Consider the following 12,338-nt stretch of genomic DNA (forward strand, 5'->3'; position numbering starts at 1 on the left):
GCCGCGGGGCCAGCGGCCGACTCTCGGCCATTGCCCATTCCAGGATATTTTGATGACCTCTGCCGCACTTCTCACCCGCATGATCATGGCCGGACAGGGCAAGGCGCCAGCCGATCTCGTCATCAAGAATGTGCAATTGCTCGATGTTGTCACCGGCGCTGTCACGCTGACCGACATTGCCATTGTCGGCGACCGCATCGTGGGCACCCATGCCGCTTATGAAGGCGAAACCATCATCGACGGCGCCGGCCGCTACGCCGTGCCCGGCTTCATCGATACCCATCTGCATATCGAATCCTCCCTGGTCACCCCCTTCGAATTCGACCGCTGCGTGCTGCCGCATGGCGTGACCACCGCCATCTGCGATCCCCATGAAATCGCCAATGTGCTGGGCGCCGAAGGCATTCGCTATTTCCTCGATAGCGCCGAACAAACCATCATGGATGTGCGGGTAAACCTCTCCTCCTGTGTCCCGGCCACCGGTTTTGAAACCAATGGCGCGGCACTGGAAATCGAAGACCTCGAGCCCTTCCGCAACCATCCCAAGGTCATTGGCCTGGCCGAAATGATGAACTTTCCCGGCGTGCTATCGGCCGATCCGGGCATCATCGCCAAGCTCGTCGCCTTCCAGGATGGCCATATCGATGGCCACGCCCCGCTGCTGCTCGGTCAGAGCCTCAACGGCTATCTCGCCGCCGGCATTCGCACCGACCATGAGGCGACCAGTGCCGCCGAAGCCCGCGAAAAGCTCGCCAAGGGCATGGCGATCCTGATCCGCGAAGGCTCGGTCTCCAAGGACCTCAAAGCGCTGGCCGAGATCCTCGACGAAAACACTTCCAGCTTCGTCGCCCTTTGCACCGATGACCGCAACCCGCTCGACATTGCCGAGGAAGGGCACCTCGATAGCTCCATCCGCCGCCTCATCGCCATGGGACGGCCCCTGCACCACGTCTATCGCGCCGCCAGCCACTCCGCCGCCCGGATTTTCGGCCTTACGGATCGCGGCCTCCTCGCCCCCGGCTGGCGCGCCGACATCGCCCTGCTCGATAGCCTTGAGGATTGTCAGGTTTCCGATGTGCTGACCGCCGGCCGCCTGGTGCGCCTTGAGCTGTTTGCCGCGCGCAAACCCGTAGCGCCGGTGGGCCTGACCTCGGTCAAATCCCGCACGATCGTGGCCGACGATTTCATCATCCCCGCCCGCCCCGACCGCAACCAGACGCCGGTGATCGGCGTCAAGCCGGGCCTCATCCTCACCTTCCGCGAATCCGCGGCGCTGGAAATTGGCGAACGCGGCACCCAGGCCGACATCGCCCAGGACGTGCTCAAATGCGTGGTGATCGAGCGCCATGGCCGCAACGGCAATATCGGCCGCAGCTTCGTTCGAGGATTCGGCCTGCAACGCGGCGCCATCGCCTCCTCGGTCGGACACGATAGCCACAACATCACCGTCATCGGCGCCAATGACGAAGACATGGCCCTGGCCGTCAACCGGCTGATACAATTGCAAGGCGGCTTCGCGGTAGCCGACGGCGGCAAAATATCAGCCGAGCTGGCCCTGCCCATCGCCGGGCTGATGAGCCTCAACCCGTTCGAAACCGTCGCCCAAGATCTGCATCATCTGCGCGACGCCGCCCTCGCCCTGGGCTGCGTGCTGCCGGAGCCGTTCCTGCAAGTCGCGTTCCTCGCGCTGCCGGTCATCCCGCATTTGAAGATGACCGACCGGGGCCTGTTCGACGTTGATAAGTTCGATTTCGTCAGCTGATCAATGCGTTTCGCGCGCCTTGACCTTCCGCCGGGCCGCGTGCAGCAGCGGCTCGGTATAGCCGGAGGGCTGATCGGCGCCATGTAGCGCCAGATCAAGCGCGGCCTGGAACGCCACCGACTGGAAATTCTCCGCCATCGGCCGGTAGATCGGGTCATCCGCATTTTGCTGATCGACCACCGCCGCCATGCGCTCGAACACCGAGGTCACTTCGTCCTTTGACACTAGCCCATGGCGCAGCCAATTGGCCACTGCCTGCGAGGAAATCCGGCAGGTAGCCCGATCTTCCATCAGGCCCACATTGTTGATGTCGGGCACTTTGGAGCAGCCCACGCCCTGCTGCACCCAGCGCACCACATAGCCCAGAATGCCCTGCGCATTATTCTCCAGCTCCCGGGTAATTTCCTCGCGGCTGAGCGAATAAGGCGCCTGCACCGGCATGGAGAATAGCTCCGCCAGCGGCGGCACCGGCTGGTTGTGACGGCGTTGCTGCGCCTCGAACACGTCGATCTGGTGATAGTGCAAGGCATGTAGCGTCGCCGCCGTTGGCGAAGGCACCCAGGCGGTGTTCGCACCGGCATTGGGATGGCCGGACTTTGCCGCCATCATCGCCGCCATATCGTCGGGCCGCGCCCACATGCCCTTGCCGATCTGCGCCTTGCCCGAGAGGCCACAGGCCAGCCCGATCAGCACATTGCGATCCTCATAGGAGGCAATCCAACGCTCGGACTTGATCTCATCCTTGCGCAGCACCGCCCCGGCTTCCATCGAGGTGTGGATCTCGTCGCCCGTGCGATCGAGGAACCCGGTATTGATGAAAAACACCCGCTCGCGTGCGGCATGGATCGCGGCCTTGAGGTTAGCCGAAGTGCGCCGCTCTTCGTCCATGATGCCGATCTTGATGGTCAGCGGCTTGAGCCCCAGCATCTTTTCCGCCGAGGCGAAAATCGCGCAGGCAAAGGCCACTTCCTCAGGTCCATGCATCTTGGGCTTGACGATATAAATCGCGCCCGTCGTGCTGTTGAGCGTGTCATGCATGGCGCAGAGCACGGTGAGCGCCGCATCCATCAGCCCTTCGCCAATCGGCTTGCCATCGGCTAGCACGGCGTCGGTCGTCATCAGATGGCCCACATTGCGCGCCAGCAGCAGCGAACGCCCCTTGAGCACCAGCGGCGCACCGTTCACGTCCTTGTAGCTGCGATCGGCATTAAGCTTGCGCGTCACCTGCCGCCCGCCCTTTTCGAACGTGTCCTCCAGGCTGCCATTCATCAGGCCCAGCCAATTGCGATAGACCCCGACCTTATCCTCGGCATCGACCGCCGCGACCGAATCTTCGCAATCCTGAATGGTCGTCAGTGCGGCCTCGACAATGATGTCGCTCAGCCCCGCCTTGTGCGATCCGCCGATCACGCTACCCGGCTCGATAACGAGGATGACATGCAGCCCATGGTGGCGCAGCACCAGTTCGCCCTTGGTCTCGGTGCCGCCATAGCCGACAAACGCGGCCTGATCCTTGAGCGCCGTGCGGCCTGCTGCCGTATCAACGACCAGGCGGCGGACGCCGTCTTCCTTGATCACATGATAACCGGTGACATCACGATGGCTACCGCTTTCCAGCGGAAAAGCCTCGTCGAGGAAGCTCGCGGCCCGATCGACCACCGCTGCCCCGCGCGCCGCATTATAGCCCTTGCCCAGCGCCAGATCGCCGCTGCGTTCGATAACGTCAGTGCCATAAAGCGCGTCGTAAAGACTGCCCCAGCGCGCATTGGCGGCGTTAAGCGCATAACGCGCATTGCTGACCGGAACCACCAATTGCGGGCCGCACAGCGTGGTGATTTCAGGATCGAGCCCCGTGGTCTCGATGGTGAAATCAGCCGGCTCCGGCACCACATAGCCGATATCCCTGAGGAAGAATTCGTAGCCCTGCGGGTTGTTGGCAACCGGGCCATAGCGGCGATGCCAATCATCGATCCGGCCCTGCAAATCCTCGCGCTTGGCCAGCAGCGTCGCATTGGTCGGGCCATGCTCGGCCACCAGCGCGGCAAACCCGCTCCAGAATTGATCGGCCGATACGGAGAGCCCGGGAAGCGCTTCTTTCTCAACAAAATCGACCAGCAGGGGGTGAACTGAAAGGCCGGATTTTGTCGCGTAGGTCATTGTCGTTCCTTCTTCGTCTCCTCCTTGTCGGAGGTAATTGCATAGGGCGCGATCTTTCCCGCGGCCCCGCAAGGGAGCGAACGGACAGCCCGGCACAGGCAGGAGATTCAGCGCTAAAACCACGCCGACCCTAAGACAAGGCCAGCGTCCTCACAACCCGCCTAAAGTTGACTTCGCCCGTGCGCCAGCCACATAGACCTCTGCAATCGAACGATCGTCGCCCAGCGTCTGCAGCAGGAAGAGCTCTTCGACCAGACTGGTGACCGTCTCCATGCGCAGCCGCATGGCCGGCGTGGCGCTGGCGTCGAGCACCACCAGATCAGCAGCGCAACCCGGCTCGATCGACCCGATTGTGCCTTGGAGCGATAGCGCCCGAGCATTACCCAGCGTCGCCATATAGAAGGAATTGAGCGGGGTCAGCCGCTGGCCGCGCAATTGCAGCACCTTGTAGCCCTCGTCCAGCGTCGCCAGCATGCCGTAATTGGTGCCCCCGCCGATGTCAGTGGCAATGCCGATCCGCACCCCGGCCTTGGCCAGCCGCTCGCGGTCGAACAGCCCAGAGCCCAGAAACAGGTTCGATGTCGGGCAGAACACCGCCACCGATTGCGTTTCGGCCAACACCTGGGTTTCACGGTGATTGAGATGGATGGAATGCCCCAACAGCGTCTTGGGGCCGAGCAGGCCGTAATCCTCGTAGATGCCCGCATAGTCCGGTGAATCCGGATAGAGCTCCATCGAGAAGCTGATCTCGGCGGCATTCTCGCTCAGATGCGTCTGCACATAACACTCGGGGTGCTCGGCCACGAGCGCGCGCGACGCCTCCAGCTGCGCCGGGGTCGAGGTAATGGCAAAGCGCGGCGAGATGGCATAGAGCCCGCGGCCCCGCCCGTGCCAGCGCTCGATTAAAGCCTTGGTGTCGTCATAGCCGGATTGGGCACTATCGCGCAGCGCTTCGGGCGCATTGCGATCCATCATCACCTTGCCGCCCACCATCAGCATATTGCGCTTTTCGGCCTCGGCGAAAAAGGCATCGACGCTTCGAGGATGGCTAGAGCAATAGGCCACGGCACTCGTCGTGCCATTGCGGATCAGCTCGTCATAAAATGCCGAGGCCACGGCGCCGGCATGCCCCTGTTGGCTGAACTTTTGTTCTTCCACAAAGGTGAAGGTGTTGAGCCATTCCAGCAGCGAACCGGCATAGGAGGCAATCATCTGGCTCTGCACATAATGCAGATGCAGATCGATAAAGCCCGGCAGGATCAGGTGCGGCCGATGATCGATGACCTCGGCTTCGCCCACCACACTGGCATCGAAATCGCCGACGCTCTGCACCTTGCCATCGGCAATCACCACCATACCATCGGCGAAATAGCGATAGCTCGCCGTGTCATCAATGCCCTGCGGCTCGCTGACAAAACTCAGTACCCGCCCGCGTAAGACGGTCCGGCTCATTGGCCCGAGCCTTCGCGGAACCACTCGACCAGCAAGGCGCGTTCCGCCGTGGTCATTTCAGTGGCATTGCCCGGCGGCATGGCGTGCGAATAGCCGGCCTGAATGGCGATGTCCCTGGCGTGATTGGCCACCGCGATGTCATTGTCGAGAATGACATTCTTGGGCGCTTCATAAATGCCCGGCCAGACCGGCTCGGCCGTGTGGCACATGGCGCAGCGGGTCTGCACGGTCAGGCTGGCGTCCTTGAAATGGCTGGCTGCGAGAAAGGGTTCGGCCGCCCGAGACGCCACCTCCTCTCCCGCCGAGCCCGGCAGTTTGGGCGCGGTGGAAAGCCACGCAATGATCAGGAACAGCACCACGGCCACCGCCCAGGTCCAGTGCGGATTGCCCTTGCGGGCGTGGCGCGTGTTGAAATAATGCCGGATGACCACGCCGACCAAAAAGATCAGCGAGGCAATGATCCAGTTCCACTGCGTGGCAAAGGCCAGCGGATAGTGGGACGACAGCATGAAGAAAATGACGGGCAGCGTCAGGTAGTTATTGTGCAGGCTGCGCTGCTTGGCGATCTTGCCATATTTGGCGTCAGGCACGCGGCCGGCCTTGAGATCGGCCACCACGATCTTCTGGTTGGGGATGATGATCATGGCCACATTGGCCGCCATGATCGAGGCGGTGAACGCCCCCATATGCAGCATCGCCGCCCTGCCGGTGAAGAGCTGGGTATAGCCCCAGGCCATCGCCGTCAGGATCACGAACAGCACCAGCATCAGCCCGTTCTGGCTCTCGCCCAGCGGTGATTTGCAGAGGCGGTTATAGACCACGAAGCCCAGCACGATCGAGCCCATCGAGATCAGGATCGCCGCCCAATTGGGCACGTCCAGCACATTGCGATCGATGAGATAGATATCGGCGCCGACATAATAAACCAGCACCAGCAGCATGAAACCGCTCAGCCACGTCCAATAGCTTTCCCATTTGAACCAGGTCAGGTGCTCGGGCAGGAATTCGGGCGCCACCAGATATTTCTGGATGTGATAAAAGCCGCCGCCATGCACCTGCCATTCCTCGCCATGGGCGAGCGGGGGCAGGCTGGGCGTCTTGCGCAGGCCCAGGTCGAGCGCGATGAAATAAAACGACGAGCCGATCCAGGCGATGGCGGTGATGACATGCAGCCACCGGACCGCAAACATCAGCCATTCATAAAAAATTGCAAAATCGCCCATCAACCAGTCCTCTTAGTAGACCTCATGGTGAGCCTGTCGAACCACGAGGTCGTGCCACCGACCGCGCCACGACCTCGTCCTTCGACAAGCTCAGGATGAGGTCTACTTGGTGGTCGTGAAAAGGGGCGGGCGCAGGCCCGCCCCCTCAACTCAGTCAAACAACCCTTAAACCGGCTGTTCAACGCCTTCGACATACCAGTCCATGCTGAGCAGTTCGGCATCGGTCATGGTCACGCCGGCGGCGACGCGTTCGGCGCCGGTATTGTCCTTGATCGGGCCGGTGAAGATGTGGAACGAGCCGTCGATCTGGCCGGTGCGGATCTTCTCGGCATCGGCCACGACATCGGCCGGCACCTTCTCGTTATAGGGGCCCATCTGGACCACGTCTTCCTTGAGACCTTCCCAGGTATCGCCGGCCACCCAGGTGCCATCGATCACGGCCTTGGCCGAGGCCAGGTAATGCGGACCCCAATGGTCGATGATGGCGGTCAGCTGGGTTTCCGGAGCAAAGGCGCTCATGTCGGCGCCCTGCCCGAAGCCGCCGATAATGCCGCGCTCCTGGGCAACCTGCAGGGCTGCCGGGCCGTCGGTGTGCTGGGCGATGATGTCGATGCCCTGATCGATCATGGCGCGGGCGGCGTCGGCTTCCTTGGCGGGGTCGTTCCAGGTCGAGATATAGACCGGCTTGACGGTGAAGTTGGGGTTGATGCGGCGGCCGCTCAGCGCCAGCGCATTGATGCCCATCACCACTTCGGGGATCGGGAATGAGCCGATATAGCCGGCCTTGCCGGTCTTGGACATGTGGCCGGCAATGGTGCCGCAAACCGCGCGGCCTTCATAGAACCGGGCATTGTAGAGACCGACATTGTCGGCCTTCATATAGCCGGTGGCATGCTCGAACTTCACGTCGGGGAATTGCGGAGCAACCTTGATCACCGAGTCACCAAAGCCGAAGCTGGTGGCGAAGATCAGCTTGTTGCCCTGCTGGGCCAGTTCGCGCAGCACACGCTCGCAATCCGGGCCTTCCGGAACGTTCTCGACATAGGTCGTCTCGACCGCGTCGCCCAGTTGCTCCTCGACATAGATACGGCCCTGGTTGTGGGCGTAGTTATAGCCATTGTCGTTGATGGTGCCGACATAGATGAAGCCGATCTTGAGCGGCTCGGTCTGGGCGAAAGCCTTGGAGCCGAGCAGCGGCAGGGCCGCGGCAGCGCCGCCGATCTTCAGAATATTGCGCCGTGAAAGGGTCATTTGTCTCTCCTGAATGACTTTTTCGTATTCGATTGAACCGGTCATTGGCGCCGGCTCAATTGCTGGGCAGAAACGGCTTGCCGAGGCAGGCCGGTGCGTTGCTGGTTGCGTCGCGCCGGATCGAAATCAGGACCAGCACGATAATGGTAGCGAGATAGGGCAGAGCCGCCCAGAGCTCGGATGGAATGACCGACAGCGGACCGCCACCGGCCTTGGCATAAAGCTCCATGGTCATCACGAGCCCGAACAGATAAGCGCCGGCCAATAGGCGGAACGGCTTCCACGAGGCGAAGACCACCAGCGCCACCGCGATCCAGCCCCGGCCCGCCGTCATGCGTTCGGCCCATTGGGGGGTAAGCATGAGCGGGAAACAGGCCCCGGCAATGCCGGCCATGGCACCACCGAACATGACCGCCGCATAGCGCACGCCCTTGACCGAATAGCCGATGGAATGGGCCGACAGATCATTCTCCCCCACAGCGCGCAGGATCAGCCCCGAGCGGGTGCGGTGCAGGAACCACCAGATCGCCGCCACCATGAAGAACGAAAAATAGACCGGAAATGAATAGCCGAACAGCACCCGCCAGACCGGGTGGGTCGCCAGTTCCGCCGGAAACAGCGGCCGCATCAACTGCACCGGCTTGGCCGAGAACGGCGCGCCCGCCAGCGCCGAGAACCCAGTGCCGAAAATCGTCAGCGCCAGCCCGGTCGCGGTCTGGTTGGCGGAGAGGCTGAGCGTCAAAAACCCGAAGATCAACGAGGCAGCCGCCCCGGCAAAGGCCCCACAGAGCAGCGCAAAATAGGGATTGCCCGTATAAAACTGCCCGGCAAAGCCAGCAATGGCCCCGACCAGCATCATGCCCTCGACGCCCAGATTGAGCACGCCGCTCTTTTCGACGACCAATTCGCCCAAAGCCGCGATCAGGATCGGGGTGGCGGCGCCAACCAGGGTGACGATGATGGCGATATAGATATCCATCTACGCCGCCCCCGCCGCCGGTTGATTGACCACGCGCTTGAGCCGGTAGCGCACCAGAATGTCGCCCGCCAGCAGGAAGAACAGCACCATGGCCTGGAAAATCCCGGTGGCGGCATTGGGCAGGCCAATCGTGGTCTGCGCCACTTCGCCACCGACAAAGGTGATGGCCATGACAATGCCGGCAAAGATCACGCCGAGCGGATTGAGCCGGCCCAGAAACGCCACGATGATGGCGGTGAACCCGTAATTGGTGGGAAAGCCCGGCACCATGCGCTGGAACGGTCCCGCCACTTCGAGCACACCCGCCAACCCGGCAAGCGCGCCACTGACCAGCATGGCCAGCCAGATCGTCTTGTTCTCGGAAAACCCGCCATAGCGCGCGGCATGAGGCGCAGCGCCGACCACCCGCATCTGATAACCGAACACCGAACGCGACATGATGAACCAGGCCACCAGCGCCACCACAATGGCGATGGGCACGCCCAGATGCACGATCGTGCCGGGAATGATATTGGGCAGCCGTGCCGCCTCGGAGAAGAGCCGCGTCTGCGGAAAGCCCATGCCCATCGGGTCCTTCCAGGGCGCGCGGATCAGATAATAGATCAGCTGCACCGAGGCATAGGTGAGCATCAGCGAAGTCAGGATTTCATTAACGTTGAGGCGTGTCTTGAGCAAAGCCGGAATGGCCGCATAAAGCGCCCCGCCCACGACCCCGGCCAGGATCATCAGCGGCAAAATCCACGGCCCAGTCATGCCATAGGTGGCCAGCGCCACCCAGGTGCCGGCGAGACCCCCGATGATGTATTGCCCCTCGGCGCCGATATTCCAGACATTGGCGCGATAGGCGATGGACAGCCCCACTCCGATAATGATCAGCGGCGCGGCTTTCACGCCAAGGTCCTGCCATTTGTAGGCATTGGTCAGCGGGGTGAAGAAGATTTCGCGCACCGCGCCAATGCCGTCATAGCCAATCAGCGAAAAGATGATGGCGCCCACCAGCATGGTCAGCAACACGGCCGCAATCGGGGTCGTATAGAGCATGAGCCGGGACGGCTCCTGGCGCTTTTCAAGCCGGAACTGCATCAGCGACCTCCATCGTGCCATGCACTCCGCCCATCAACAGGCCAATCTCTTCCACCGACACTTCGCCCACCGGCTGGGACGCCGATAGCCGCCCCAGATTGATCACCGCCAGCGTGTCGCACAGCGCCAGCAGTTCATCCAGATCCTGGCTGATCACCACAATGGCGGAGCCCGCCGCCGCCAGATCGACCAATGCCTGATGGATCGCCGCGGCAGCACCCGCATCAACGCCCCAGGTCGGCTGACTGACCACCAGCACGCTGGGCTTTTGCAGGATTTCGCGGCCCATAATGTATTTTTGCAAATTCCCGCCCGAGAGCGAACCCGCAGTCGAGCCCGGCCCCAGCGCCTTGACGGCGAAATCGGCAATCACCTTGCCGGTATAGGTCTTGGCGGCGCCTGAATTGATCAGCCCCAGCATGACCATGCCCAGCCGGTCGCGCGCCGTCAGCACCGAATTGTCGCTCAGCGAAAAATCGCCCACCGCCGCATGGCCATTGCGTTCCTCAGGCACCGCACAAAGGCCGCGCTTGCGCCGCCCGGTCGTGTCGAGTAGGCCCAGCGGATAGCCATCAATGGTCACGGCATCCTTGTCATCGCCAATGATTTCGCCACTCAACGCATCGAGCAAAGCGTTCTGCCCATTGCCGGCGACCCCGGCAATGCCGAAAATCTCCCCGGCCCGGACGGTAAAGCTCACATTGTCGACCGGCACATCGAAATGCCCGGTCTTCTTGGTGGAAAGCCGCGACACGACCAGCTTGGGCAGGCCCATGCTGCGGCCCGGCTGGCGCACAATATCCTTGAGACCCGCACCGATCATCTTCTCTGCCATGGAGCGGCTAGTCTCCTGCTTGGGATCGCAGGTATCGACCAGCTTGCCGCCGCGCAGGATCGTTGCCGTATCGCATAGAGCTTTGATTTCATGCAGCTTGTGGGAAATGTAGAGGATCGAACAGCCCTGCGCCGCGAGCTTGCGCAACACGTCGAACAATTGCTCGACCTCCTGCGGCGTCAGCACCGAAGTGGGCTCGTCCATGATCAGCAATTTCGGATCGAGCAGCAAAGCGCGCACAATTTCGATGCGTTGGCGCTCACCCACCGACAGCGTCGCCACGGTGCGATGCGGATCGAGCAGCAGGCCGTAAGTGCTCATCACCTCACGAATGCGGGCCTCAAGGTCGCGCGCCGGAATTTTGGCGTCCATGCCCAGGGCGATGTTTTCCAGCACCGTCAGCGCTTCAAACAGCGAGAAATGCTGGAACACCATGCCAATGCCGAGTTTACGCGCAGCCTTGGGATTGGCGACGCTCACCACCTGCCCGTCCCAGGCGATTTCGCCGGCATCGGGCTGCATGATCCCATAGATCATCTTGACCAGGGTGGATTTGCCTGCGCCATTCTCGCCCAGCAGCGCATGGATTTCGCCTGGCTTGACCGCAAAACTGACATTGTCGTTGGCGAGCACGCCGGGAAAGCGCTTGGTGATACCGGTCAATTCCAGCCGATACGGCATACTAGCGTCCAATCACCGCCCCCAGTTTTGTGGGGGCGCGTGCCCGCGCAGTTTCAGCTTCCCACTGCCCAATGTGGACCATAATTTCTGCCGCCGCCAGTGCTGCAATGACCGAAGGCCTTTTATCCCCAAGCCCTTGGCGGCCAATAGGAGAAATCAGCCGCGCGAGCAATGCCGGATCGCCCCCTTCGGCAGCAAACCAGCTGGAGAATTTGGCGCGCTTGGTCTGCGACCCCACCATACCGACATAGGGACTGTCGCTGCGCTTCAGCGCTTCCGCCACGATCAGGAAATCCAGCGCATGATCATGAGTGAGCACGACATAGCTGCTCCCCTGCGGCGCCGACCGCACCACAGCCTCGGGCATGGCCACGCGCCGCCACGCCACGCCCGGCGGCAAAGTGCTCAATTCCTCCTGCCGCGTATCGATCACTTCGGACCGCACCGGCAGCAGCGCCAGAATCTGCGCCAGCGCTCGGCCCACATGCCCGGCGCCAAAAATATAGATCTGCGGTTCCCTGGCCTCTTCGGCGGCAATGCGTTCGACCAGATTGGCCCGCACAACCGCATCGGCATGGCGCAGGCTGACCCCGACCCGGCCACCGCAACACTGCCCGATTTCCGGACCCAGCGGCACATCCATAGCCTCTTCGGCCCGCCCCTCGGCGATCAGGCGGCGAGCATGGTCGATGACCATGTATTCGAGCGCCCCACCGCCAATCGTGCCGAAAATCGAGCCCATGCTGACCAGCATGAACGTCCCCTGCTCACGCGGCGACGAGCCCCGCACGGAGGTGAGTTCAGAGGCGATGATGGTGCGGTGCGCGGCGAGAAAATCGGCGAGTTCGGCGGAGCGGGTCATAGGGTGGCCTCCCCCCTGCGGGAAGAGGTTGGAAGTGGGGGTCGGCGGTCTTG

9 protein-coding genes are annotated in these 12,338 nt (G+C 62.2%); 1 reads left to right on the forward strand and 8 read right to left on the reverse strand.

What is annotated here, in order from left to right; all coding sequences use genetic code 11:
- Positions 1-52 precede the first annotated feature (52 nt).
- On the forward strand, positions 53-1,762 hold the full coding sequence (ade, locus tag ACI3KW_RS09520; RefSeq protein WP_404847875.1) for an adenine deaminase: 1,710 nt from the start codon (positions 53-55) through the stop codon (positions 1,760-1,762).
- Here the strand turns inward: ade and ACI3KW_RS09525 are convergent, their stop codons facing one another.
- The 8 genes from ACI3KW_RS09525 to xdhC form a co-directional block, all read right to left on the reverse strand.
- Entirely contained in the window at positions 1,763-3,919 is a 2,157-nt protein-coding gene (locus ACI3KW_RS09525; protein WP_404847876.1) for a malate synthase G, read from the reverse strand.
- A 150-nt stretch (positions 3,920-4,069) separates the two neighbouring features.
- A complete protein-coding gene (gene guaD / locus ACI3KW_RS09530; RefSeq protein WP_404847877.1) occupies positions 4,070-5,371 on the reverse strand; it encodes a guanine deaminase in 1,302 nt (433 codons plus the stop codon).
- Positions 5,368-6,594 (reverse strand): urate hydroxylase PuuD, encoded by a 1,227-nt coding sequence (locus ACI3KW_RS09535; protein ID WP_404847878.1) that lies wholly within the window; start codon positions 6,592-6,594, stop codon positions 5,368-5,370. The genes guaD and ACI3KW_RS09535 overlap by 4 nt, the downstream gene beginning before the upstream one ends.
- 165 nt (positions 6,595-6,759) lie before the next feature.
- Positions 6,760-7,845: a BMP family ABC transporter substrate-binding protein gene (locus tag ACI3KW_RS09540; RefSeq protein ID WP_113120966.1), complete on the reverse strand. Its 1,086-nt coding sequence runs from the start codon at positions 7,843-7,845 to the stop codon at positions 6,760-6,762.
- A gap of 55 nt (positions 7,846-7,900) precedes the next feature.
- On the reverse strand, positions 7,901-8,824 hold the full coding sequence (locus ACI3KW_RS09545) for an ABC transporter permease (RefSeq protein WP_404847879.1): 924 nt from the start codon (positions 8,822-8,824) through the stop codon (positions 7,901-7,903).
- The gene (locus tag ACI3KW_RS09550) at positions 8,825-9,907 is read right to left on the reverse strand and encodes an ABC transporter permease (RefSeq protein WP_113120866.1); all 1,083 of its coding nucleotides are present in this window, start codon (positions 9,905-9,907) and stop codon (positions 8,825-8,827) included.
- A complete protein-coding gene (locus ACI3KW_RS09555) occupies positions 9,891-11,423 on the reverse strand; it encodes an ABC transporter ATP-binding protein (protein ID WP_404847880.1) in 1,533 nt (510 codons plus the stop codon). Before ACI3KW_RS09555 ends, ACI3KW_RS09550 begins: the two co-directional genes overlap by 17 nt.
- A 1-nt stretch (position 11,424) precedes the next feature.
- Positions 11,425-12,285 carry a xanthine dehydrogenase accessory protein XdhC gene (gene xdhC / locus ACI3KW_RS09560; protein ID WP_404847881.1) on the reverse strand — a complete coding sequence of 287 codons (861 nt, stop codon included), beginning with the start codon at positions 12,283-12,285 and terminating at the stop codon, positions 11,425-11,427.
- Positions 12,286-12,338: the final 53 nt, after the last annotated feature.

Origin of the sequence: Devosia sp. ZW T5_3, from assembly GCF_044987315.1 — a bacterium.
In the GTDB taxonomy this organism is placed as follows: Bacteria; Pseudomonadota; Alphaproteobacteria; order Rhizobiales; family Devosiaceae; genus Devosia.